This is a genomic window from Trinickia caryophylli, assembly GCF_034424545.1.
Classification (GTDB): Bacteria; Pseudomonadota; Gammaproteobacteria; order Burkholderiales; family Burkholderiaceae; genus Trinickia; species Trinickia caryophylli.
This window is the reverse complement of record NZ_CP139971.1, coordinates 1743483-1766664: the sequence shown is the minus strand read 5'-3', so window position 1 is coordinate 1766664 and position 23182 is coordinate 1743483. Positions and strand designations below refer to the sequence as shown.

General features: G+C 63.1%; 22 protein-coding genes. 12 read left to right on the top strand and 10 right to left on the bottom strand.

Annotated features, from left to right (window positions below; translation table 11 throughout):
- Nucleotides 1–30 precede the first annotated feature (30 nt).
- Genes U0034_RS26950 through U0034_RS26940 form a run of 3 tightly spaced genes read left to right on the top strand, consistent with a single transcriptional unit; the run spans nucleotide 31 to nucleotide 2689 of the window.
- Nucleotides 31–669 carry a phosphatase PAP2 family protein gene (locus U0034_RS26950; RefSeq protein WP_085227706.1) on the top strand — a complete coding sequence of 213 codons (639 nt, stop codon included), beginning with the start codon at nucleotides 31–33 and terminating at the stop codon, nucleotides 667–669.
- Nucleotides 666–1817: a sterol desaturase family protein gene (locus U0034_RS26945; RefSeq protein WP_085227634.1), complete on the top strand. Its 1152-nt coding sequence runs from the start codon at nucleotides 666–668 to the stop codon at nucleotides 1815–1817. The genes U0034_RS26950 and U0034_RS26945 overlap by 4 nt, the downstream gene beginning before the upstream one ends.
- Entirely contained in the window at nucleotides 1814–2689 is an 876-nt protein-coding gene (locus U0034_RS26940; protein WP_085227635.1) for a metal-dependent hydrolase, read from the top strand. The genes U0034_RS26945 and U0034_RS26940 overlap by 4 nt, the downstream gene beginning before the upstream one ends.
- 102 nt (nucleotides 2690–2791) lie before the next feature.
- On the opposite strand, the gene U0034_RS26935 is transcribed toward U0034_RS26940, so the two are convergent.
- Complete coding sequence (locus tag U0034_RS26935) at nucleotides 2792–4081, bottom strand: RNA polymerase sigma factor (RefSeq protein ID WP_158243546.1); 1290 nt, start codon at nucleotides 4079–4081, stop codon at nucleotides 2792–2794.
- A gap of 536 nt (nucleotides 4082–4617) precedes the next feature.
- On the opposite strand from U0034_RS26935, the gene U0034_RS26930 reads away from it, so the two are divergent.
- A complete protein-coding gene (locus tag U0034_RS26930) occupies nucleotides 4618–6207 on the top strand; it encodes a glycoside hydrolase family 28 protein (RefSeq protein ID WP_085227637.1) in 1590 nt (529 codons plus the stop codon).
- A 203-nt stretch (nucleotides 6208–6410) separates the two neighbouring features.
- Complete coding sequence (locus U0034_RS26925; protein ID WP_085227638.1) at nucleotides 6411–7439, top strand: MerR family transcriptional regulator; 1029 nt, start codon at nucleotides 6411–6413, stop codon at nucleotides 7437–7439.
- A 295-nt stretch (nucleotides 7440–7734) separates the two neighbouring features.
- Here the strand turns inward: U0034_RS26925 and U0034_RS26920 are convergent, their stop codons facing one another.
- Together U0034_RS26920 and U0034_RS26915 are read right to left on the bottom strand one after the other, a co-directional pair.
- Nucleotides 7735–8976 carry a dicarboxylate/amino acid:cation symporter gene (locus U0034_RS26920; protein ID WP_176072564.1) on the bottom strand — a complete coding sequence of 414 codons (1242 nt, stop codon included), beginning with the start codon at nucleotides 8974–8976 and terminating at the stop codon, nucleotides 7735–7737.
- 13 nt (nucleotides 8977–8989) lie between these two features.
- The gene (locus U0034_RS26915; RefSeq protein ID WP_085227640.1) at nucleotides 8990–9655 is read right to left on the bottom strand and encodes a GntR family transcriptional regulator; all 666 of its coding nucleotides are present in this window, start codon (nucleotides 9653–9655) and stop codon (nucleotides 8990–8992) included.
- Between the two features lie 165 nt (nucleotides 9656–9820).
- Here U0034_RS26915 and U0034_RS26910 point away from each other — a divergent pair, with 165 nt between their 5' ends.
- A complete protein-coding gene (locus U0034_RS26910; protein ID WP_085227641.1) occupies nucleotides 9821–10327 on the top strand; it encodes a GNAT family N-acetyltransferase in 507 nt (168 codons plus the stop codon).
- A 172-nt stretch (nucleotides 10328–10499) separates the two neighbouring features.
- On the opposite strand, the gene gltA is transcribed toward U0034_RS26910, so the two are convergent.
- From gltA to U0034_RS26875, 7 genes are all read right to left on the bottom strand, one after another.
- Complete coding sequence (gene gltA / locus U0034_RS26905) at nucleotides 10500–11801, bottom strand: citrate synthase (RefSeq protein WP_085227642.1); 1302 nt, start codon at nucleotides 11799–11801, stop codon at nucleotides 10500–10502.
- Between the two features lie 64 nt (nucleotides 11802–11865).
- On the bottom strand, nucleotides 11866–12135 hold the full coding sequence (locus U0034_RS26900) for an FAD assembly factor SdhE (RefSeq protein WP_085227643.1): 270 nt from the start codon (nucleotides 12133–12135) through the stop codon (nucleotides 11866–11868).
- A gap of 1 nt (nucleotide 12136) precedes the next feature.
- The gene (locus U0034_RS26895) at nucleotides 12137–12838 is read right to left on the bottom strand and encodes a succinate dehydrogenase iron-sulfur subunit (protein ID WP_085227644.1); all 702 of its coding nucleotides are present in this window, start codon (nucleotides 12836–12838) and stop codon (nucleotides 12137–12139) included.
- 28 nt (nucleotides 12839–12866) lie between these two features.
- A complete protein-coding gene (sdhA, locus tag U0034_RS26890) occupies nucleotides 12867–14642 on the bottom strand; it encodes a succinate dehydrogenase flavoprotein subunit (RefSeq protein WP_085227645.1) in 1776 nt (591 codons plus the stop codon).
- A 4-nt stretch (nucleotides 14643–14646) separates the two neighbouring features.
- Complete coding sequence (gene sdhD, locus U0034_RS26885) at nucleotides 14647–15015, bottom strand: succinate dehydrogenase, hydrophobic membrane anchor protein (protein ID WP_085227646.1); 369 nt, start codon at nucleotides 15013–15015, stop codon at nucleotides 14647–14649.
- A gap of 4 nt (nucleotides 15016–15019) precedes the next feature.
- On the bottom strand, nucleotides 15020–15436 hold the full coding sequence (sdhC, locus tag U0034_RS26880) for a succinate dehydrogenase, cytochrome b556 subunit (protein ID WP_085227647.1): 417 nt from the start codon (nucleotides 15434–15436) through the stop codon (nucleotides 15020–15022).
- Between the two features lie 140 nt (nucleotides 15437–15576).
- On the bottom strand, nucleotides 15577–16374 hold the full coding sequence (locus U0034_RS26875) for a GntR family transcriptional regulator (protein ID WP_085227648.1): 798 nt from the start codon (nucleotides 16372–16374) through the stop codon (nucleotides 15577–15579).
- 337 nt (nucleotides 16375–16711) lie between these two features.
- Between U0034_RS26875 and U0034_RS26870 the strand changes: the two genes are divergently transcribed.
- From U0034_RS26870 to U0034_RS26845, 6 genes are all read left to right on the top strand, one after another.
- Nucleotides 16712–17695, top strand: a complete 984-nt coding sequence (locus U0034_RS26870) for a malate dehydrogenase (protein ID WP_085227649.1) — start codon at nucleotides 16712–16714, stop codon at nucleotides 17693–17695.
- Nucleotides 17696–17933: 238 nt separating this feature from the next.
- Nucleotides 17934–18950: an HpcH/HpaI aldolase/citrate lyase family protein gene (locus tag U0034_RS26865; RefSeq protein ID WP_085227651.1), complete on the top strand. Its 1017-nt coding sequence runs from the start codon at nucleotides 17934–17936 to the stop codon at nucleotides 18948–18950.
- Entirely contained in the window at nucleotides 18947–19849 is a 903-nt protein-coding gene (prpB, locus tag U0034_RS26860; protein WP_143795591.1) for a methylisocitrate lyase, read from the top strand. The genes U0034_RS26865 and prpB overlap by 4 nt, the downstream gene beginning before the upstream one ends.
- Before the next feature lie 18 nt (nucleotides 19850–19867).
- A complete protein-coding gene (gene prpC / locus U0034_RS26855; RefSeq protein WP_143795589.1) occupies nucleotides 19868–21037 on the top strand; it encodes a bifunctional 2-methylcitrate synthase/citrate synthase in 1170 nt (389 codons plus the stop codon).
- A gap of 117 nt (nucleotides 21038–21154) precedes the next feature.
- Nucleotides 21155–21652 carry a hypothetical protein gene (locus U0034_RS26850; protein WP_085228892.1) on the top strand — a complete coding sequence of 166 codons (498 nt, stop codon included), beginning with the start codon at nucleotides 21155–21157 and terminating at the stop codon, nucleotides 21650–21652.
- Between the two features lie 24 nt (nucleotides 21653–21676).
- Nucleotides 21677–23128 carry a bifunctional 2-methylcitrate dehydratase/aconitate hydratase gene (locus U0034_RS26845; protein WP_085228891.1) on the top strand — a complete coding sequence of 484 codons (1452 nt, stop codon included), beginning with the start codon at nucleotides 21677–21679 and terminating at the stop codon, nucleotides 23126–23128.
- Nucleotides 23129–23182 lie beyond the last annotated feature (54 nt).

Below are 23182 nucleotides of genomic sequence, written 5' to 3'. Positions count from 1 at the left end.
CATGTGCCGTTCGCTACGCGATTTCGGACGATGCTGGCGGGCTGGGGCACCGTCGGCATTTTCTATTCGATCGGCCGCATTGCGCCGGGCAACGCTCGCATCCTGCCAGAAGGCGCGCTCGATCGCCTCGTGCCGTTCGACGCTTGGGCCGTGTGGCTATATCTGTCGTTTTTCGCGCTGGTGCCCGCGGCGTACTTTTGTGCACCGGCGCAACGACTGCGGCCGCTAATGCGAGCGATGCAGATCTCGGCGATATTGGCGGGTTTCGTGTTCGTGTCGTGGCCGACGACATTGATTTACCCGGCCGTTGCATCGCACACGATAAGCGGTATGGCGTTGCGGTTTCTCGCCGGCTCCGACTCCGCGAAAAACTGCCTGCCGTCCTTACACGGCGCACTGACGCTGCTTTGCATGCTCGCATTGTGGCAACGCGAGAAACCCGTGCGCAGCATACTGGTGCTGCTATGGGGCCTCGCCATCATGTGGTCGGTCATTGCCGCGCGGCGGCACCTGGCGCTCGATCTCGGCGCGGGCATCGCGCTCGGCGGCACGGCATGGCTCGCGATGCGGCTGCTGGCGGCACCCGCCGGCGCGCCAATGCGCGAGGCAACGAGCACCGAAGCAGGCGCAGGCCCCCATCCACGCCCCGAACCGGAGACCGGCCCATGAACGCGATGGCACTTCCGCTGCTCGCCATGGTGGCATGCGTGGTCATCGAGTCGCATTTTGCGTATACGCGGCGCGGCCGGGCGATACCCTGGCGCGACATCGTGCTCAATCTCGACTCGGGACATATCCTGATGTGGCTGCTTCGCGGCGTGGAAGTCCTCGTCTTCGGCTGGGTGCTTGCGCATGCCAATCTGCGTCTCGTCGACGGGTGGCATCCATTCTTCTTGTGGTGTTTCGCCCTCTTTGCCTGGGATCTCGGCTTCTATTGGATGCACCGGCTGCACCACACGTTTGCCGCGCTGTGGAGCGTACACGTCGTTCATCACGAGGGCGAGCACTTCAATTTGTCGCTCGGTATCCGCAATGCGTGGTTATCGTCGCTCACCACGTTGCCGTTCACATCGATTCCGCTTGCCGTTGCCGGGGTGCCGCTGAACGTCTTCGTCGCCGTATCGACGCTGCATTACACCGTGCAGTTTTACAACCACAACAGCATGGTCGGCCGCTCCGGATGGTTGGACCGCGTGTTCGTCACGCCCGCGCATCATCGGGTTCATCACGGCCAGAACGCCGAATATCGCGACCGCAACTTCGGGGGAACGTTTCTGCTCTGGGACAAGCTTTTCGGCTCTTTTCAGCCGCAATTGCCAGGCGTACCCGTGCGCTACGGCGTAGCCCATCCAACCGCCTCGACCAATCCGTTCTGGGCAAACGTTGCGCCCATCCTGCGCTATATCGGCGCAGGCGTGCCTGCGCGGCGCCCGAGCCCCGGGGAAGGAACGGCCCGCAACGTGCCCGACGTGCTGATCGGCATCGGTGGACTGCTGCTCTTCGCCGTAGTCGCGTATTACATCCATCGCGACGGAACGTGGCAGGCGTGGGGCCAGGCGGTGCTCTTCACGCTGATCTTCGCCGCCACCCTCGCGCTGGGTGGCCTGTCGGACAACCGCCCGTGGGGGCTCGCCTGCTGGCTGATCGTGGGCAGCGCCGCATTCGTCACGATGCCGCTCTGCTTCGGGCTGCGCGACCCGCTGGGCATCGTCGCTCTCGGCGCCTTGCCGCTGCACGGCATCGCAACCGCCATCGTCGCGCGACGGCCGGCTCGTGGGCGGCGGGCGCTCGCCTGCGACAAACGAGGCACGCAATGACGAAACTGCCGGTGCGCGACGACGTGACGAGCGAGGTCCGCATCCCGCGCCTGCGCCGCCGCGACATTGCCTTCGGCCCCTACGCGTCCATCCCCCGCTACTGGCTCGGTGGCGAGTGCCATCGCACCCGCTTCTACGATGCGATGTCGATCATGTTTCCCGAAGGAGAGCGCGCCTTCATCGAAACGGTCCAGCTATTTCGCAGCCGCGTCGTCGGCAATCCCGCACTCGCGCGCGATGCCGCGGAATTCGTCGCTCAGGAGGCCTTGCACAGCCGGGAGCATGTTCGCTACAACCGCTGGCTCGAGGCCCAGGGTGCGCCTGTTCGCAGGCTCGAGCGCCTCGTCGCCGCTCAGCAGGCCTTTGCACGGCGTTATCTCCCTCCCGGCATGCGCCTCGCGATCACGATATGCCTCGAGCACTTCACTGCGATGTTTGCGGATCAATTGCTCAGGCACCCGCGCAGCCTCGAGCACGCGGCCCCGGAAATGGCCGATATCTGGCTTTGGCATGCGCTGGAGGAAACCGAGCATAAGGCCGTCGCATTCGATGTGTTCACCGCAGCCGTGCCCGGCCCCTTGCGTCGCTACTTGTTACGGTGCTCGGCCATGATGATGGTGACCCTCGTCTTTACGACGCTTCTGTGGCGGATGACGTTCTCGCTGATCAGGCACGACGGATCCGCAGCCGACTGGAAAGGCTGGCTCCGGCTACTGCGCGAACAGTTCGTGAGCCCTGGCCCCCTGACCAGAATGCTGCCTCAGTGGTTCGCATGGTTCAAGCCAGGCTTTCATCCCTGGCGATTCGACAACCGCGCGTTGATCGCACGCTACAGCACGTGGTTGGATCGGAAAGGAAAAGCGGCACCCTAGGCCTCGCATCGAATACGCCGTGAACGGCGGAAATTGCTGGAGACGGCCGCAGGTGCCGCAGCCCGACAACGCTGGCCGGCCGCATCCGCCTGTCATGCCCGCCTATTTGCCGAGGCCGAACTGCGCCAATGTCTGGCGCAGTTTGCCCTTCGCCCGGTGCAGGCGGGCCTTGACCGTCGTCACCGGGGTGCGGGTAATCTGGGCGATCTCGTCGATCGAATGTCCAAGCACGTAGGCCAGCGTCATCACCAGGCGATGTTCCTCGGGCAGCAGATCGAGTGCCTTCGAAAGAAGATCGGGCAGTTCGTGATCGTGCCAGTATTGGACGATCGTATCGACACGCTCGAGCGGCTCGAAGTCCCAGCGCCGCTCGTCGCGCAGCGCGTGTAGTGCCGTGCGGTAGGCAATGCTGATGATCCACGTCGATATGCTTGCCTCGCCCCGGAACTCGTGCGCTCGCCGCCATACGATCAGGAAGGTATCGTTGATGACCTCATCGATCAGCTCCGCCTTCCACGTAAACCGGCCCAGAAAACGTGCGAGCCGGCGGCGATACGCCTGATACAGGCGCGCGAGGGCCGACGGGTCTCGCGCGATGACCCGGTCGAGCAACCGCCGGTCCTCGTCGGCTGACGACGGAAAGCGGCCACGCCTGCCAGCATCGTTCGACACGTAGTGGGTGATCTCGTCGATCTCGATACGCGCTGCATCGAAGCTCGAGGGATTGTCTATGTCGTGGATCGCCCCGACGACCCCGGCAACGCGCCCGTTGCCGTCATGCACGATCCCTTTGTAGAAGCGAACCAGGCGCAGATTGCCATCCCCATTTCGTACGTGGGTGGTGTAGTTCTGCATGCCCCCTTGTGAAAGGAGATCGATATCCGCCTTGTGATAAACGAGCGCGAGCTCGAACGGTGCAACATCGAACACGGTTTGGCCGACGACGCTGCCCCTGTCGATTCCCAAAAAGCGCTCGAAGACGCGATTGCATCCGGCATACGCGCCGTTCGCATCCTTGAAGAATACAGGTTGCGACATGCCATCCGTATGGCCCTGCAGCCCGCGAAAATCGGTCGCACCGTTTCGCGCCAGCGCCAGCAAGCTCGTCTGCGCGCGTGCCCGTTCGATGATGGGGCCGGGGTTCGCCAACTCGTCGTGCGATGCGCCGTCGTTCGCACCGTCGCCGATCAGCTCGATGAACCGCTTCGCCGAGAATTCGCGCAGCACGGCAACGGCATAGTGCTCGGCGCCGTGTATGGCTCTGAAGCGCCTCAATTCGGCTGCCGCATCGGCATCCGCGCAATCGACGAATACAACCGCCGGTGTTGCGGCAGCCAGTTGCTGTGGCGGCTTTAATGCCTCAGCGCCGTGGCGTCCCATGGTTGGCGGCATGGGACGACCTCCGGAACTGGACCAGTAAGTCCGCACCTCATCAACGCATCCTGCTGCCATTCCCTTTCCTTCTCTTGCTTCGACCGCTCGTACGCCCGGATGACGAGCGACTTCGTAATATTTTGTCGATAGAGCGTGGCCCGATAGCCGAATCGGAACACGTTCGGCTATCGCCATCGCGAACCGATTATCCTCGACAAACTCGATTCCGCCATACGGTGAAACGTACCTCAGCAAAACGCGTCTGTCGATACAAGCGGTTTTTTAATTCGCTGAAACCGCCAGCCTGCAAGGCGTTCGCTTCGCCGCAGCTGAAGCCGACGCCGTTTCAAATCGAAAAAATGGCTCCGGTTCCGACGATTATCCTCACAGAGCACTAAGAATATCCTTACATCGATAACAGAAAGGACGTAACACCGTCGCGGCTAAAATCGTCACAAACGTTTTACACAATCTTCCTTTCGATTACATGACTGTCGGCATGCCTGATTGCCGATATTTGAATAACGACCCAACAAGAAGCGAGGGAAAACTCGATGAAGGTGAAATCGAACGCACTGATCGCGGCGCTGGCAGCGTTAGGCGTTGTGGGCGCGCATGCCGAGGACGCGCCGGTGACCACGCAATGGGGGCAAGTGTCCGAGCCCGCGTGGCCCACGACGATCTGCAAAACGCTGACTGCCAAGCGCGTTCCCGTCAACGGGTCGCTCGACTCGCTCGACGCCAGCCCATCAGGCTCTCAGCCCGACACGTCGGATATTCAGAGTGCCATCGCCAATTGCCCGTCCGGTCAGGCGGTCAAACTCGTCGCCGGCGCCTCGGGCGCAACGGGCTTTCTTACCGGCCCGCTTCAACTGAAGTCCGGCGTGACCCTCTGGATCGATAGCGGCGTGACGCTTTTCGCGTCGCGCAACCCCAAGGATTACGACACGGGCGCCGGCACGTGCGGCACGGCCACGAAGACCAACGACAAATCGTGCAAGCCGCTCATCGTTGCAGACAAGACGACCGGCAGCGGCATCGTGGGCGGCGGCGTGATCGATGGCCGTGGCGGCAGCCTGCTCACGAACGGCGCGAATGCGAACACCAAGACCTGGTGGGACGTGGCGTGGCAAAACCGCACACTGGGCCTCAACCAGCAGAATCCGCGCATCCTTCAAGTGCAGAACGGCAGTAATTTCGTTTTGCACGGCATCACGCTGCAGAATTCGCCGAACTTCCACGTTTGGGCCTATGGCGTCACTGGCCTGACGGCCTGGGGTATCAAGATTCTGACGCCGAGCCTCGTCTACACGAAGGCCGGCTATCAATGCCCGACCGGCACGACGCCCGACGTCGTCACGCCGGCCACCTGCTTTACGCCCGATACGACCCAGAACACCGACGGCTTCGATACCGGCTACTCGAGCAAAGTGTTGCTGGCCTATTCGTTCATCAGCGCGGGCGATGACCATGTCGCGCTGAAATCGAGCTCGGGCGCCGGTGCGCAAAACCATACCTATGCGCACAACCACTTCTACTACGGCCACGGCCTGTCGATTGGCAGCGAGACCAATGCGGGCGTCAGCAACGTCGCCGTCACGGATCTCGTCATGGACGGCTATGACAGCGGCACGAGCGGCGGCCTGCGGATCAAGTCCGATGCGTCGCGTGGGGGTACGGTTTCGAACGTCACCTACAATCAGGTGTGCATGCGCAACATCAGCCACCCGCTCACGTTCGATCCGTTCTATAGCAAGAGCACCGGTTCGCTGTATCCGAACTTCAACAGCGTAAAGGTGAGCGGCTTGCATTACCTCGGCAGCAGCAAGTACGGCGGCGGCGATGCGACGTTCGTCGGCTATACGATCAACGGCCAGAACAACCCGCTCGTCATCACGCTCGACAACGTGGTGTTCGACAATGCCCAACCCAAGTTCGCCGCGGGCCATAATGGCGGGCCAACGACGCAACCAGCCGCCACGCATTTCACGTTCGGCCCGGGGCCCGTCAGTTTCGCTTCGTCGATCGTCTCTTCCTCGAGCACGGGCGTGACGGTGACGGGAACGCCGGGGTCCGGTACCGCGGTCGATTGCAGTTCGGCGTTCAAAGCGTTGAGCACGGTCGTGCCGACGTCGCCGATTTGATCCCTCGCGGCGCACAAACCGATGATCGGAATGCGCTCGCGGGGAGCGGCGTGTTCCGATTCGTTTGCGCTCGGAGTCATGGACAAGGGCACTTGGCCCGGGCACAGGACATGGACCCGCCCCGAAACATCCCGCCTTCCGCTTGACCCTCACGTGGCGTAAGGTCCCAACCTTCATGGCGCGCACTTGAAGGGGAGGCTCGAATGCTGTTGAAAGTGGGAGAACTGGCAAAGCGCAGCGGACTGACGGTCCGCACGCTGCACCACTACGACGCAATCGGCCTGCTGACGCCCTCGGCGCGCGCCGACAACGGATACCGACTCTACGACCGGCATGACATTGCCCGCCTGCACCGAATCCAGGCACTGCGTCGTTTCGGTCTTTCGCTCGCCGAAGTCGGCGCCTATCTAGCCCAGCCCGACACCCCGCTCGCCCCCATCGTCGCACGGCAGATCGCGATGCTCGATCGGCAGATCGACCAGGCCTCGCGGCTACGCGATCGCCTCGTGCATTTGCACGGCACGCTGCTGGACGGCGGAGAGCCGGAGCTGACCGATTGGCTCGCCACATTGGAGTTGATGACCATGTACGACAAGTATTTTTCCGAGGACGAACTCGCCCGCTTGCCCATGTACCGCAACGCGCAAACGCCACCGCAGGAATGGACCGAACTGGTGGCCCAAGTCCGCGCGCTGATGCAAAGCGGCGTACCGGCCGAAAGCGAAAAGGCGCGCGAACTCGCCGTCCGCTGGATGACCCTGCTCGTGCGCGATACGAACGGCGACCCGCGCCTGCTGGCGAAGCTGAACCTCATGCACGAAAAAGAGCCCTCCCTGCAAGCACACATGGGCATTTCCACCGCATTGCGGGACTATGTGCTCCGGGCGTTCTCCGAAACGAAAATGCGGATCTACGAGAAGTACCTGTCTCCGGACGAGATCCGGTTCATGCGCGAGAACTACGGCAAGGGTGCCATGGAGTGGCCGCGGTTGATGGCCGACGTGCGCGACGCCATCGACGCGGGCATCACACCCGCGTCACCAGAGGGGCGCGAACTTGCCCGCCGCTGGCTTGCCCTGTTCCAAAGTTACGCGGGCGACGATCCGAAGACGCAGCTCAAGTTTCGGCAGGCGCTGCAAAGCGAGCCTGAACTCATGGCCGGCACGTGGGCGAACGAGGCGCTGCTCGGGTTCGTACGCGAAGCGATGTCGCCAGTCATCAAATCATTCTGACCGGAAACGAGCGGCAGCGCGACGCGCACACCGCCCCGGCCGGGCCGCCGCGAACCTGGGAGGAGCGCCCGGGGCAACCCGGGCTCGGATCATGGGCGGCCGCCGATACGGCCGGGCACTCGCCGAACGCAAAGCGTCGTCGAGCGCATGGAAAAAATAGCGCCACGCCTTATAGAGCAAAAAGGCGTGGCCAAGCCGCCTGCATCCGAGGACTGAGGGTGTGTGCAGGCGGGACACGGCATGAAGCGCCCGTGCCTCGAGGGTGAAATCGAATGCGGCGCGGCAACGGCGCCGCTCAAGCGCCGCTGCCCAAAGGCTTGAAGACGTCGTCCGCATCGTCGGCGCCCGACGCGCCGGCGTCGCCATAGCTGTCGCCGGCCACGCGCATCGCCACGCTCGTCGCCACCGTGCTCGCATAGACGTTCAGCGCCGTGCGTCCCATGTCGAAGAATGCGTCGACGCCGAGAATCAACAGCACGGCCTCCACCGGCAAGCCGATCGCCGAAAGAATGACGGTCATCGCCACGACGGCACCCGACGGTACGTTGGCGGCCCCGTCGATCGTGATGATCGTCAGCACGGCGATCGTGACGAGCAGCGGCCACGTCCACACCACATGGTAGGCATCCGCCAGATAACCGATTGCAAGCGCCGTATAAAGCACCGCGCCGTCGCGATTGAAGATGTACGACAGCGGAAGAATCGTCGAGGCGACAGGTCGCGGCACGCCCATTTCCGTCAGCTTCTTCAGATGCAGCGGAAAGGTGATCTCGGACGAGCGCGTCGTAAACGCGAGGATCAGCGGCTCGCTGACCTGCTTCACCACTGCGATCGGCGAGCGCCCCGCGGCTTTCAGCACGACCGTCAGCAGCAGCGCGAGCACCGCCATGCCCAGATAAGCCACGCCCAACAGCTTCATGAGCGGCACGAGCGCCGCCAAACCCTTCGATGCGAGCAGCCCGGCCAGCGCCGCGAAAATCGCGAGCGGCGAAAAAGCGATGATCCATTCGGTCATCTTGAAGAGGGCTGCCAGCATCGAGTCGAGCACCGCGATCATCGGCACCGCCCGCTGGCCGACCGCCGACAATGCCGCACCGAGCAGCACGCCAAACACGAGCACCGGTATAGCGTTACCTGACGCCAGCGCGGCAACGATGTTCGTCGGCACGATGTCGACGACGAACTGCATCCAGTCGATGCTGCCGGCCAATCCCTTCGGCATGGCCTGTGTCTCGTGCAGGCTCGCGCCGAGCCCGGGCCTGAAAGCCATGTTCAGCGCGAGGCCGAGACAAGCCGCGATTGCCGTGGCCACAAGAAAGAACGCTATGCTGAAGAGCGCCGTCTTGCCGAGCTGCGCGCGCTGCGCCGCCGCGCGATAGGCACCTACCGTCACAGACAACAGAATCAGCGGCATGACGACCATTTTGATCGCATGCGCAAAAATGGTCGAAAGAAACGAGAGTTTGGTCCCGAGCGCGGGCAGATAAAGCCCGCACAGCACACCCAGCAACAAACCCGCGAGCATTTGAACGGGCATCGATATCTTCTTGTCAGTCTGTGTTTTCATGTTGGCCTCGGATAAGTTTGATTCTCGCGTCCGTGCCGTCGACAACGTGATTCCACATATGCCGACGCGCCGCCTCCGGCTCGCCATACTTGATTGCCGTGTAGATATTCAAATGCTCGAGTGTTCCGCGCCGAACGGTCGCCGCATCGTCGCGATCCAATTCGTTCAACGCCAGACCAGTCTGCACACGAAGCATTTTGTAAGTGGCGCTCAGACGCTCGTTTTTCGATGCGGCGAACAATTCTTGATGAAAAACCCAGCCGATTCGCTGTTCCGTCATCAAATCGGCAGTTTTCTCGTCGACGAGGCGGCGCAACTGCTGGGCCGCTTTCGTCAGTCCCTCGGTCGGCCCATGCATGGCGGCAAGAAATGCGGCCGTGCTCTCCAGCGCGAGGCGCACCTCGAATATCTCGCGCAAATCGTCCGTGGTCGGCGTTTTGACGTAAGTCCCCTTTCGCGGAACGACCTCCACGAGCCCCTCCACGACGAGGCGCTGTATAGCCGAGCGCACGGGCATATGCCCAAGCGCGAGCTCGTGCGCGAGCGTACGCGGCGAAAGCGGCTGCCCCGGCGAGAGGCGGCCATCGAGAATTCGCGCACGCACTTCGGTATAAGCCAGCTCGGTATCGGAATAAGCCTCTGCATTCATCTGAGATCTCAGTTGAGACGACGGCGGAACGAGAAAATGCTTGGAGGTTACCCTAACGCATCACGATTGGGTCCTGATATCTTTGCCAGTATATCGATTTATGTGATGCGCTTATGTCATAGTAGGTGACGTCGCAGGACAGCTGGATAGGCCTTTTCCCGATATATGCGTAACAAAGAACTTTTTTCGATTCGATCGGTACCTGTGGAAAACGTGCTGCCTCTGCGGCAAGCGCTTTTATTGGATGGTGACCCGGGTGCCTCGCGTTTTCGCGGCGACGGAGACGATTCAACCTTGCATCTTGCGGTCTATCGATGCGAGCAGATAGTAGCGGTGGCCTCGGTTTGCCGCGAGGCACGGCCAGGCGATACGGATACCGCCTCGTGGCGGATCCGAGGGGTGGCCGTCGAGCCTGAGCTGCAACGTTTCGGATTCGGCAGACTCTTGATCAAGCTCTGCCTCGAGCATGCGCGGCGGCAAAACGGCCGACTTATATGGTGTACGGCGCGCGAATCGGCAAGACCGTTCTATGAAACGCTGGGCTTCAATTCGCCCATCCCGCCGTTCACCCTCCCCGCCAAGGGCGACATGCTCTTTTACGAAATGCACTACCGGTTGCCGGACAGCCCGGGCGCCGGGCACGACCTGGCCGAGCATCAGCAAGGGCGGTAAAGGCCGGCAAAGCCTCTTTGCAGGCCCGTAAAAAAGCCCCGGAATCCCAGGCCTGCACGCTGTACAGGTCCCAGGACGCTGGGGCTCGCGATCGGGGCACCGGGGGGCTGCGCCAACCGGCCCGTGCGGCCGTTTGGCGCGGCAGAATACCCGCTCTGCCGATCAGCGCTGATTAACGCTGCGAGAGCGGCTTGGCTTCGCGCGGCGTTTCGCCGATGAAGAGCTGACGCGGACGGCCGATCTTTTGCTCGGCTTCCGAGATCATCTCGTTCCATTGCGCGATCCAGCCGACCGTGCGCGCCATTGCGAAGATGCAGGTGAACATCGACGTCGGAATGCCGAGCGCGCGCTGCACGATACCCGAATAGAAATCCACGTTCGGGTAGAGCTTGCGCGACACGAAGTATTCGTCCTCGAGCGCGATCTTCTCGAGTTGCATGGCGAGCTTGAAGAGGGGGTCGTCATGCAGGCCCAGTTCCTCGAGCACCTCATGACAGGTTTCGCGCATGAGCTTGGCACGCGGATCGTAGTTCTTGTAGACGCGGTGACCGAAGCCCATCAGCTTCACGCCGGAGTTCTTGTCCTTCACCTGCTTGATGAACTCGGGAATGTTATCGGGCGAGCCGATCTGCTCGAGCATCGTGAGCGCGGCTTCGTTCGCGCCACCGTGAGCGGGGCCCCATAGGCACGCGATACCGGCTGCGATACAGGCGAACGGGTTCGCACCCGACGAACCGGCCAGACGCACCGTCGAGGTCGACGCGTTCTGCTCGTGATCGGCGTGCAGAATCAGAATGCGATCGAGCGCGCGCACGAGCACGTCGTTGACCTTGTACTCTTCGCACGGGTTCGAGAACATCATGCGCATGAAGTTCGCGCTGTACGAGAGATCGTTCTTCGGATAGACGAACGGTTGGCCGATGCTGTACTTGTACGCCATCGCCACGAGTGTCGGCAGCTTCGCGATCATGCGAATCGCCGATACATCGCGGTGGTGCGAGTTGTTGATGTCGAGCGAGTCGTGATAGAACGCCGACAGTGCGCCCACCGCGGCCACGAGAATCGCCATCGGGTGCGCGTCGCGGCGGAAACCGCGGAAGAAGAACTGCATCTGCTCGTGCACCATCGTATGGCGCGTGACCGTGGTCACGAACTCGGCCTTTTGCGCCGCGTTCGGCAGGTCGCCCTTCAGAAGCAGATAACAGGTCTCGATGAAATCCGCGTTTTGTGCGAGATTGTCGATCGGATACCCGCGGTACAGCAGTTCGCCCTTGTCGCCGTCGATGTACGTAATGGCGGAATTGCACGACGCCGTCGACATGAAGCCCGGGTCATACGTGAATTTGCCGGTCTGGCCGTAGAGCTTGCGGATGTCGATCACGTCCGGGCCCATCGTGCCCTTGTAAATCGGCATTTCGACGCTCGGCGAATTGTCGCTGAACGACAGCGTGGCTTTAACATCTGACGGAGTCATAGCATCCTCAATCGAAGTAGGAACGGTTCCCGATCGTGCGCGCGCGGCGCCCTAAATGCGACGCTCAAACGGCGCGCAAAAGCCCCAGCACCCGGGCGACAGCCGGGTCGGAAAGTTCGCCTTCCGGTTCCTTGCGAGCGAGAAGCAAGTCCATCAGGTCGTTATCGCTCAGCTCGAACAGGCGCGTAAGCGCGCCCACGTCGTCATCGCTGAGGCTGTGCTCGTATTGGCTGAAAAAACGCTCGAAGATGAGATCGTTTTCCAGCAAACCGCGCCGCGCGCGCCAGCGCAGGCGCGCGCGGCGCAGCGGGTCGGATTGATGCGAGGTTTCCATCTCAAACCGTACGACGCACCATCAGTTCCTTGATCTTGCCGATCGCCTTCGTCGGGTTGAGCCCCTTCGGGCACACGTCGACGCAGTTCATGATCGTATGGCAACGGAACAGACGGTACGGATCTTCCAGGTTGTCGAGGCGCTCGCCCGTTGCCTGATCGCGGCTGTCCGCGATAAAGCGATAGGCTTGCAAAAGCCCCGCGGGCCCTACGAACTTGTCCGGATTCCACCAGAAGCTCGGGCAGGACGTGGAGCAGCTCGCGCACAAGATACACTCATAGAGCCCATCGAGCTCGTCGCGTTCCTCGGGCGATTGCAGGCGCTCCTTCTCGGGCGGCGGCGTGTCGTTGATCAAATACGGCTTGATCGAGTGATACTGGTTGAAGAACTGCGTGAAATCGCAGATCAGGTCGCGCACCACCGGCAGGCCCGGCAGCGGACGCAGCACGATCTTTTGCGGCAGATCGTTCAAGTTCGTGAGACACGCGAGACCATTCTTGCCGTTGATGTTCATCGCATCGGAGCCGCACACGCCTTCACGGCACGAGCGCCGGAACGAGAGCGTCTCGTCGACCGCCTTGAGCTTCACCAGTGCGTCGAGCAGCATGCGCTCGTGCTGGATTTCCAGCTCGTACGTCTGCATGCGCGGTGCCGCATCCTTGTCCGGGTCGTAGCGATAGATTTCGAAAATACGTTTTGCCATTTTTCTGCTGTCCTATGACTGGGCCGCGTTAGAACGTACGCGCCTTCGGCGGCACCGATTCGACCGTCAGCGGCTTCATATGCACTGGCTTGTAGTCGAGGCGGTCACCCTCGCTGAACCACAGCGTGTGACGCAGCCAGTTGTCGTCGTCGCGGTGTTCGTAATCGCTGTGCGCGTGCGCGCCACGGCTTTCCTTGCGCGCTTCGGCCGAGACCATCGTCGCACGGGCCACTTCGATGAGGTTCGCCAGCTCGAGCGCTTCGACGCGAGCCGTGTTGAACACCTTCGACTTGTCCTTCAGATGCACATGGTTGGTGCGCTCAGCCAGTTCCTTGATCTTCTCGACGCCGTCTGCGAGCAGCTTCGACGTGCGGAACACGCCGGCGTGCGCTTGCATCGTCGAGCGGATATCGCCTGCGATCGCCTGCGTATACTCGCCCGAATTCGATTTTTCGAGCTTGTCGAGACGCGAGAGCGCGAAGTCGGCGGCATCGGCCGGCAACGGCTTGTGCTCCTTGATGTCCTTCACGTGCTGGACGATGTGATTGCCGGCCGCGCGGCCGAACACGACGAGGTCGAGCAGCGAGTTCGTGCCCAGACGGTTCGCGCCGTGCACCGAGACGCACGAGCATTCGCCCACCGCGTAAAAGCCGTTGACCGGCTCTTCGTGACCCTTCGAGGTGCCGACAACCTGACCGTGGATGTTCGTCGGAATGCCGCCCATCTGGTAGTGGATGGTCGGTACGACGGGAATCGGCTCCTTGATGCAGTCGACGTTCGCGAACTTGAGCGCAATCTCGCGAATCGACGGCAGACGCTTCATGATCGTCTCGGCGCCGATATGCGACAGATCGAGCAGCACGTGGTCCTTGTTCGGGCCCACCCCGCGGCCTTCCTTGATTTCCTGGTCCATCGAACGCGAGACGAAGTCGCGCGGCGCCAGATCCTTCAGCGTCGGCGCGTAGCGCTCCATGAAACGCTCGCCGTTCGAATTGCGCAGAATCCCGCCTTCGCCGCGCACACCCTCGGTGATCAGCACGCCCGCGCCGGCCACGCCGGTCGGGTGGAACTGCCAGAACTCCATGTCCTGCAGCGCGATGCCGGAGCGCGCAGCCATGCCGAGGCCGTCACCCGTGTTGATGAATGCGTTCGTGGAAGCCGCGAAGATCCGGCCCGCGCCGCCGGTGGCGAAGAGCGTGCACTTGCCTTCGAGGATGTAGACGTCGCCCGTTTCCATTTCGAGCGCGGTCACGCCGAGGACGTCGCCGTCCGCGTCGCGGATCAGATCGAGTGCCATCCATTCGACGAAGAACTGCGTCTTCGCCGCGACGTTTTGCTGGTAGAGCGTGTGCAGCAGGGCGTGGCCGGTACGGTCGGCCGCCGCGCAGGCGCGCTGCACGGGCTTTTCGCCGTAGTTGGCCGTGTGGCCGCCGAACGGGCGCTGATAGATCGTGCCGTCGGCGTTGCGGTCGAACGGCATGCCGAAGTGCTCGAGCTCGTACACGGCATTCGGCGCCTCGCGGCACATGAACTCGATCGCGTCCTGGTCGCCGAGCCAGTCGGAACCCTTGATCGTGTCGTAGAAATGGTAGTGCCAGTTGTCTTCGCTCATGTTGCCGAGCGACGCGCCGATGCCGCCTTGCGCGGCAACCGTGTGCGAACGCGTCGGGAACACTTTCGAGAGCACGCAAACCGACAGGCCCGCGCGGGCGAGCTGCAGCGACGCGCGCATTCCCGAGCCGCCGGCGCCAACGATGACCACGTCAAAGCGGCGACGCGGCAGAGCATTCTTGATTGCAACCATTCTTTTACACTCTCCAGAGAATCTGCGCGGCGTAGCCGGCGGAGGCGAGCAGCCATACGATCGTCAGCGCTTGCAGAACCAACCGCGTGCCGACCGGCTTGACGTAGTCCATCCAGATGTCCCGCACGCCCACCCATGCGTGGTAAAAGAGCGAGAGCAACGTGACGAACGTCGCGAGCTTCATCCATTGCGTGGAGAAGATCGAGGCCCAGCCTTCGTAGGAGAAGTCGCGCGCGCCGAAGAACCAGGCGAGCAGGATAACGGTGTAGATCGCCATGATCGCGGCGGTGACGCGCTGCGCAAGCCAGTCGCGCAAGCCGTAATGCGCGCCGACGACGAGGCGCTTCGAGCCGATTCGGTTATTGGCTGCCATGGTCTTAGAATGCTCCGAACAGTTTGAGCGCAAAGGCGATCGTGAGGACCGAGGAGACGACGAAGACGACGACGGAGGTGCGCTTGCCGCTCTCCTTCGACACCGCGTCGTGGTTCGTATCCATCACGAGGTGGCGAACGCCGGCGCAGAAGTGAAAGAGAAAAGCCCACGCCAGACCCAGCGTGACGAGCTTGACGATGATGTTCGAGAGGATCGCCTTGAAGAACTCAAAGCTCAGTTCGGAGGTGAGGCTCTGGTCGAAGAGATACAGCAGAAACGGAAGGAAGAGGAACAGCGCGGCCCCGCTGACTCGATGGAGGATCGACACCCTCGCCGCCAAAGGCATGCGATATTTCATCGTGATGTCGCCGATCCCGATGTTCCGGAACTCCGGCCTCGGCTTTTTTACGGCTTCTGCCATACTAGACCCCTACTATGTAGTCACACTAACCCGCGATTTTAGCGCCTTTTCATACCGCGGCGCAGCGAAAACCCTTGAAGGCGCTCGCCGAGGCCGCCGCGCAAGACGGCCGGGGCGCCGCGGCTTGACTCGAGTCGGGTTCAGCTCAAGTCATTCTGATAGTAGTACCCGGTTGTGACATACCAACCGCGCCGCACCTCGACAGGGCGATCGCCATACGTGTACGACACCCGCTCCACCGAAAGCAGCGGAAATCCGTCCGGCACACCGAGCAGCGAAGCCACGGCGGGCTCCGCCGCCACCGCACGGATCTTTTCCGATGCGCGGATCATGCGCGTGCCGAATTCGGCCTCGAACATCGCGTAAAGCGGCCCCTTGTACTCGCTCAGGCGCTCGAACGTCAGCCCGCGAAACACCCCGCCCGGCAGCCAGATCTCATCGAGCACCGTCGACATACCGTCGAATTCGAGCAGCCGCTTGATCTGCACGACCGGGTCGGCCGGCTTCAGCTCGAGCTGGCGCGCGATCTCGGCCGGCGCGCGCAGGCGCCGGCACTCGAGCACCCGGCTCACGTGCGGGTGCTCCGCACCGTCATCGGCAAGCAATCTCAGAAAGCGAAACTGAGCGCGATCCTCGTTGTGCGTCGCAACGAACGTGCCCTTACCCTGGCGCCGGACGACGAGGTTCTCTGCGGCGAGTTCGTCGATCGCCTTGCGCACCGTGCCCTGACTGACCTTGTAGCGCGCAGCGAGCTCGACCTCGCTGGGGATGATCTCGCCCGGCTTCCATTCGCCGGACTGCAGGCTTTGCGTAATCAAAGCCTTGATCTGCTGGTAAAGTGGGCTGAACGTGGGCGATGGCGCATTCGCGGCCGCACCCTCGCCGGGTTGGCCGTTCGCATTCGCCGCGCTCGCCTGGTTCGTATTCATGCCGCGCATTTCAACATAAACGCGGCTCGGCCGTCCAGGTTTTCGTACCGAATTCATGTGTCTTATATAAGACATAAGATACGGTTGACTTTGAACGGGCACCCTCCTACACTCCGTCGCGAACGACGGTTTTCACACCGCGCGTCTGCCTGCGCACGCCTTTGCCGACAAGGCATCGCGTGCATGCTTTATGCGGGAATGCGCGCGGATCGATCGGTCTGCGCGCATGCCCGCATCGCCCCTGCGCGCCGGCCCCACCCACACGCTTCGAGTAACGCGCATAAAATAGCGTTTCCCTAGCGTAAGACGCACCAACGCATCAACGCATCGTCCTGGAGAGTTCTCAATGGCTAAGCCCGCTAAGCGCGTTGCCGTCACCGGCGCCGCAGGTCAAATCGGTTACTCGCTGCTCTTTCGCATCGCGAACGGCGACCTGCTCGGCAAGGATCAGCCCGTCGTGCTGCAGTTGCTCGACCTGCCGCAAGCGCAAGCCGCCGTCAAAGGTGTGGTGATGGAACTGGAAGACTGCGCGTTCCCGCTGCTGGCGGGTGTCGTGGTCACGGACGACCCGAAGGTTGCCTTCAAGGACGCGGACGTCGCCCTGCTCGTCGGCGCCCGCCCGCGCTCGAAGGGCATGGAGCGCAAGGATCTGCTGTCGGCGAACGCCGAGATCTTCACGGTGCAAGGCCGCGCGCTGAACGAAGTCGCCAGCCGCGACATCAAGGTGCTCGTGGTCGGCAACCCGGCCAACACGAACGCCTACATCGCCATGAAGTCGGCGCCGGATCTGCCGAAGAAGAACTTCACGGCCATGCTGCGTCTCGACCACAACCGCGCGCTGTCGCAGCTCGCCGCCAAGTCGGGCAAGCCCGTTGCATCGATCGAAAAGCTGGCCGTGTGGGGCAACCACTCGCCGACGATGTACCCCGATTTCCGTTTCGCCTCGGTCGAAGGCCAGTCGCTCACGCAACTCATCAACGACGACGAGTGGAACCGCAACGTCTTCATCCCGACCGTAGGCAAGCGCGGCGCGGCCATCATCGAGGCGCGCGGCCTGTCGTCGGCGGCTTCGGCGGCCAATGCGGCGATCGACCACGTCCGTGACTGGGTGCTCGGCACGAACGGCAAGTGGGTCACGATGGGTGTGCCGTCGGACGGCACGTACGGCATCCCCGAAGACATCGTCTACGGCGTGCCCGTGACGTGCGAAAACGGCGAGTACAAGCGCGTGACCGGCCTCGAGATCGACGCTTTCTCGCGCGAAAAGATGGACTTCACGCTCAAGGAACTCCTCGAGGAGCGCGATGGCGTGCAGCATCTGCTAGGCTGACGCATTCCCGACACCCGTTGTGCCGCCGCGAGCCCGCGGCGGCGGGCGGGCAGATCCGCCCCACCGGCGGCGGCGTACGCGAAAGCGTGCGGCCGATCGCCGCGGGGCGCCAGACCGGATTCGCGCGCGCTTTGCGCCTGGCGTACGGCAAGCGGCTCCTGCCGCGGCCGCAGCGCCGGCTGCAGAGCCCGCACGAATCCGCTTTCTTCATGACGACCGACGCTTTTTGACGCCGAAGATGCGCGCCCTCACCCCCGCAGAAGTGCTGTTTGAAGGCGAAACGCCGCCCGCGGTATTGCCCGTTTGCGATCACTACGCGGGCAGCGAAAAGCTGATGCTGAAGTCGCTCGCGCTGCAAGCCGAGCTCGGTCCCGTATTCGACGTCACGCTCGATTGCGAAGACGGCGCCCAGGTGGGCCGCGAAGCCGAACATGCCGAGCTCGTGGCGGCGCTGCTCGGCAGCGAGCATGACCGGTTCGGGCGGGTCGGCGTACGCATTCACGATTTCGATCATCCCCACTGGCGCGACGACGTGAGGCTCGTCTTGCGTGCCGCGCGCCGCCCACCCGCCTACATCACGCTGCCGAAGGTCCGCAGCGCGGGCGATGCCGCCGAAATGTGCGCGTTCATCGAAGCCACGCGGCGCGAGTTCGGCATCGCGAAACCGATTCCGACGCAACTGCTCGTGGAAACGCACGGCGCGCTGTCACAAGTCTTTCAGCTCGCCGCCCTGCCCGGGGTCGAAGCGCTGTCGTTCGGCCTCATGGACTTCGTCTCCGCGCATGGCGGCGCCATTCCCGATGCGGCGATGCGCTCGCCGGGCCAGTTCGATCACCCGCTCGTGCACCGCGCCAAGCTCGAAATCGCGGCAGCATGTCACGCGCACGGACGCGTGCCGTCGCATAACGTCAGTACGGAGGTGCGCGACATGCAGATTGTCGCTCGCGACGCCGAACGCGCACGGGACGAATTCGGCTACACGCGGATGTGGAGCATCCATCCGGCGCAGGTGCCCGTCATCGTCGGAGCCTTCTCGCCGCGCGACGAGGCGATCGCCACCGCCGCCGACATCCTGCTGGCGGCCCAGGCGGCTCAATGGGGGCCGATACGCCACGGCGATACGCTGCACGACCGTGCAAGCTACCGCTACTACTGGTCGGTCCTGAGGCGGGCACGTGCCACAGGCAAGCATTTGCCGGCCGAGACGGCGCCGCTTTTCGGCGCGCCGGCCGCCTCCGGGGAGAACAGGCCATGAAGCCAGCCTCATCGCAAACGACGCCGGGCGCCGCGTTCCGCGCGGCCGTAGCCGAAAGCCAGCCGTTGCAGGTAGTGGGCGCGATCACCGCCTATGCGGCCAGGATGGCCGAAGCCGTCGGCTTCAAGGCGCTTTATCTGTCGGGCGGCGGCGTGGCGGCCAACTCGCTCGGCATGCCCGATCTCGGCATCAGCACGATGGACGACGTACTCGTCGACGCGCGCCGCATCACCGACGCCACCTCCATTCCGCTGCTCGTCGATATCGACACCGGCTGGGGCGGCGCCTTCAACATCGCGCGCACGATCCGCTCGTTCGTCAAGGCTGGCGTGGCGGCCGTACACCTCGAAGACCAGGTCGGCCAGAAGCGCTGCGGCCACCGGCCCGGCAAGGAGTGCGTGCCCACCGAGGAGATGGTCGACCGCGTGAAGGCCGCCGTCGATGCGCGCACCGACGCTTCGTTCGTCATCATGGCCCGCACCGACGCCGCCGCGGTCGAAGGGCTCGATGCGGCCATCGAGCGCGCCGTCGCCTACGTGGAGGCCGGTGCCGATATGATCTTCCCCGAGGCAATGAAGACGCTCGACGATTACCGGCGCTTCAAGGCCGCCGTCAAGGTGCCGATCCTCGCGAATCTGACCGAATTCGGCTCGACGCCGCTTTTCACGGTGGACGAACTCCGCAGCGCGAACGTCGACATCGCGCTCTACTGCTGCGGGGCTTATCGTGCGATGAATGCCGCGGCGCTGAATTTCTACGAGACGCTCATGCGCGACGGCACGCAAAAAGCGGCTGTGCCGACCATGCAAACGCGCGAGGATCTTTATCGTTACCTCGGCTACCACGCGTACGAGGACAAGCTCGATGCGCTGTTCGCCACCCACAAGAGCACGCAATAGCCGGCCGAGGAGCCTGTCATGAGCGCAGCCGATCAAGCCATGTCCCACACTTCGGGCTTCAAACCGAAAAAATCGGTCGCCTTGTCCGGCGTGGCCGCAGGCAATACCGCGCTGTGCACGGTCGGGCGCACCGGCAACGATCTGCACTACCGCGGCTACGACATCCTCGACGTCGCCACGGCCTGCGAATTCGAGGAAATCGCCTATCTGCTCGTGCACGAGAAGCTGCCCACGCGCACCGAGCTGGCCGCTTACAAAACGAAGCTCAAGGCGCTGCGCGGGCTGCCGGCCAACGTCAAGGCCGCGCTCGAATGGGTGCCGGCCGGCGCCCACCCGATGGACGTCATGCGTACGGGCGTCTCGGCGCTCGGCACCGTGCTGCCCGAGAAGGACGACCACAGCGTGGCCGGCGCGCGCGAGATCGCCGATCGCCTCATGGCCTCGCTCGGCTCCATGCTGCTTTACTGGTATCACTACTCGCACAACGGCCGGCGCATCGAGGTCGAAACCGACGACGATTCGATCGGCGGCCACTTCCTGCACCTGCTGCACGGCAAGGCGCCCTCCCAATCGTGGGTTGAAGCGATGCACACATCGCTTATTCTTTATGCCGAGCACGAGTTCAACGCGTCCACGTTCGCCGCGCGCGTGATCGCCGGCACGGGCTCGGACATCTACTCGGCCATCACCGGCGCGATCGGCGCCCTGCGCGGGCCGAAGCACGGCGGCGCCAACGAGGCCGCGTTCGAGATCCAGTCGCGCTACGCCACGCCCGACGAAGCGCAGGCCGACATTCGCCGGCGCGTGGAGGCCAAAGAGGTCGTGATCGGCTTCGGCCACCCCGTCTATACGATTTCCGACCCGCGCAACAAGGTCATCAAGGAAGTGGCGAGAAAACTCGCACAGGAAGCCGGCGACATGCGCCTTTTCAACATCGCCGAGCGCCTCGAAACGGTAATGTGGGAGGCCAAGAAGATGTTCCCGAACCTCGACTGGTTCAGCGCCGTCTCGTATCACCTGATGGGCGTGCCCACGGCCATGTTCACGCCGCTTTTCGTGATCTCGCGCACCTCCGGCTGGAGCGCGCACGTGATCGAGCAGCGCATCGACAACAAGATCATCCGGCCCAGCGCCCAGTACACCGGCCCGGAAAATCTGAAGTTCGTGCCGCTAAATAGGAGAAAATAGCGACCGCCGTGTCTCAAAAACCCGGCTGCGCCGAATCCTTGCACGCAGCGCCCGCGCTCCGATGCGTCGATTCAGGCCCGTTTCTGTCTCACTGTTATTCGAAAGGTCCGGATTCCCATGAAGAAACTGCTGATTGCCACCGTCATTGGCGCGCTGTCCGCCACGACCCTGCTGGCCACCGCCAATGCGGCCGAGCAAGCGACGCCGTCGAGCACGGCGAAGAAAAAGCCCAAGGCGCCCGCGCCGAAGCACCGCCTCATCAAGCGCAAGCCCGGCGCCGCGGCCGCCAAGGCCGATCCGGTACCGGAAGGCGCGATCGAGTGGTCCTGCACCGAGGGCCACCATTTCATGCTGCAGGGCGACATGAAGCGCGACCAGATCGTGACCGTGCACTGGGGCGAGAAGAACTACAAGCTGCCGCGCGAAGCGACGACGACGGGTGCGGACCGCTTCCACGACGCCGCGACGGGCATGGATCTCGTCGTCATCCCGACGAAGGCCATGCTGTTCTCCGACAAGGACAGCTCGCGCCTGGCCGACGAGTGCAAGACCGCGGCGATGATGCAAGGCTCGCCGGCGCCGACTCAATCGAACGCCCTGCAAAAGGCGGAGTGACCGTCCGGCGCTGAAAAGCCACCCATGTCCGCTCCGATCCCGAACGTCAGGCCCGCGCCCGACCAGGAACTCGTCGACATCGTCGACTACGTCCTGAACGTGCCGATCGACAGTGCGCCCGCACTGGAGACGGCACGCAACTGCTTGATCGACACGCTCGGCTGCGGACTCGAGGCGCTGTCGTACCCCGCCTGCACGAAGCTGCTGGGCCCCGTCGTGCCGGGCACCATCGTTCCGAACGGAGCAAAGGTGCCCGGCACGCAGTTCCAGCTCGATCCCGTGCAGGCCGCTTTCAATATCGGCGCGATGATCCGGTGGCTGGATTTCAACGACACCTGGCTCGCGGCCGAGTGGGGTCATCCGTCCGATAATCTGGGCGCGATACTCGCGACGGCCGACTGGCTCTCGCGCAACGCCGTCGCGCTCGGCAAGAAGCCGCTGACGATGAGGGATGTGCTCGTCGCCATGGTGAAGGCCCACGAGATCCAGGGCGTGATCGCGCTGGAAAACTCGTTCAACAAGGTCGGGCTCGATCACGTGCTGCTCGTGAAGGTGGCCTCGACGGCCGTCGTCGGGCAGATGCTCGGGCTCACGCGCGAGGAACTCATCAACGCCGTCTCGCTCGCATTCGTCGACGGCCATGCGCTGCGTACTTACCGCCATGCGCCGAATACGGGCTCGCGCAAGTCATGGGCCGCGGGCGATGCGACCTCGCGCGCCGTACGCCTCGCCCTCATCGCCAAGACCGGCGAGATGGGCTATCCGTCTGTATTGAGCGCGAAGACCTGGGGCTTTTACGACGTGCTTTTCAAGGGTAATCGGTTCAAGTTCCAGCGCCCGTACGGTTCGTACGTGATGGAAAACGTGCTCTTCAAGATCTCGTTTCCGGCCGAGTTCCATGCCCAGACGGCCGCCGAGGCCGCCATGACGCTGCACGGCACACTGGCGCAACGGGGCCGGCGGATCGACGAGATCGCACGGATCACGATCCGCACGCACGAAGCTGCCATTCGCATCATCGACAAGCAGGGCCCACTCGACAATCCGGCCGATCGCGACCATTGCATCCAGTACATGGTGGCGGTGCCGCTCATTTTCGGCAGACTGACGGCCGCGGACTATGAAGACGCCGTGGCCGCCGATCCGCGCATCGATCGATTAAGGTCGAAGATCGTCTGCGTGGAAGACCCGTTATTCACGAAGAATTATCACGATCCGGGGAAACGCTCGATCGCCAATGCCCTGACGATCGAGTTCGCCGACGGCACGAAGCTCGATGAAGTCGTCGTCGAATATCCGATCGGACACAAGCGCCGGCGCTCGGAAGGGATCCCCCTGCTCGTCGAGAAGTTCAAGACGAACCTCGCGCGGCGTTTTCCGGGCAGGCAGCAGCAGGCAATTCTCGAGGTATCGCTCGATCAGGCGCGGCTCGAAGCCACGCCTGTCCACGAATACGTCGATTCGTACGTGATCTGACGTACGAACGTGTCAAGGTTCATGCAGGCATCAGAAACGTAACAACGTCATTTC

Coding starts and splice junctions, on each gene's coding strand:
- U0034_RS26870 (WP_085227649.1), top strand. CDS start 16,712: ATGGCTAAGCCCGCTAAGCGCGTTGCCGTCACCGGCGCCGCAGGTCAA.
- prpB (WP_143795591.1), top strand. CDS start 18,947: ATGAAGCCAGCCTCATCGCAAACGACGCCGGGCGCCGCGTTCCGCGCG.
- U0034_RS26845 (WP_085228891.1), top strand. CDS start 21,677: ATGTCCGCTCCGATCCCGAACGTCAGGCCCGCGCCCGACCAGGAACTC.
- U0034_RS26850 (WP_085228892.1), top strand. CDS start 21,155: ATGAAGAAACTGCTGATTGCCACCGTCATTGGCGCGCTGTCCGCCACG.
- U0034_RS26935 (WP_158243546.1), bottom strand. CDS start 4,081: ATGCCGCCAACCATGGGACGCCACGGCGCTGAGGCATTAAAGCCGCCA.
- U0034_RS26900 (WP_085227643.1), bottom strand. CDS start 12,135: ATGGAAACCTCGCATCAATCCGACCCGCTGCGCCGCGCGCGCCTGCGC.
- sdhC (WP_085227647.1), bottom strand. CDS start 15,436: ATGGCAGAAGCCGTAAAAAAGCCGAGGCCGGAGTTCCGGAACATCGGG.
- U0034_RS26930 (WP_085227637.1), top strand. CDS start 4,618: ATGAAGGTGAAATCGAACGCACTGATCGCGGCGCTGGCAGCGTTAGGC.
- U0034_RS26940 (WP_085227635.1), top strand. CDS start 1,814: ATGACGAAACTGCCGGTGCGCGACGACGTGACGAGCGAGGTCCGCATC.
- U0034_RS26945 (WP_085227634.1), top strand. CDS start 666: ATGAACGCGATGGCACTTCCGCTGCTCGCCATGGTGGCATGCGTGGTC.
- prpC (WP_143795589.1), top strand. CDS start 19,868: ATGAGCGCAGCCGATCAAGCCATGTCCCACACTTCGGGCTTCAAACCG.
- gltA (WP_085227642.1), bottom strand. CDS start 11,801: ATGACTCCGTCAGATGTTAAAGCCACGCTGTCGTTCAGCGACAATTCG.
- U0034_RS26915 (WP_085227640.1), bottom strand. CDS start 9,655: ATGAATGCAGAGGCTTATTCCGATACCGAGCTGGCTTATACCGAAGTG.
- U0034_RS26910 (WP_085227641.1), top strand. CDS start 9,821: ATGCGTAACAAAGAACTTTTTTCGATTCGATCGGTACCTGTGGAAAAC.
- U0034_RS26895 (WP_085227644.1), bottom strand. CDS start 12,838: ATGGCAAAACGTATTTTCGAAATCTATCGCTACGACCCGGACAAGGAT.
- U0034_RS26950 (WP_085227706.1), top strand. CDS start 31: ATGCTGGCGGGCTGGGGCACCGTCGGCATTTTCTATTCGATCGGCCGC.
- sdhD (WP_085227646.1), bottom strand. CDS start 15,015: ATGGCAGCCAATAACCGAATCGGCTCGAAGCGCCTCGTCGTCGGCGCG.
- sdhA (WP_085227645.1), bottom strand. CDS start 14,642: ATGGTTGCAATCAAGAATGCTCTGCCGCGTCGCCGCTTTGACGTGGTC.
- U0034_RS26925 (WP_085227638.1), top strand. CDS start 6,411: ATGCTGTTGAAAGTGGGAGAACTGGCAAAGCGCAGCGGACTGACGGTC.
- U0034_RS26920 (WP_176072564.1), bottom strand. CDS start 8,976: ATGCCCGTTCAAATGCTCGCGGGTTTGTTGCTGGGTGTGCTGTGCGGG.
- U0034_RS26875 (WP_085227648.1), bottom strand. CDS start 16,374: ATGCGCGGCATGAATACGAACCAGGCGAGCGCGGCGAATGCGAACGGC.
- U0034_RS26865 (WP_085227651.1), top strand. CDS start 17,934: ATGCGCGCCCTCACCCCCGCAGAAGTGCTGTTTGAAGGCGAAACGCCG.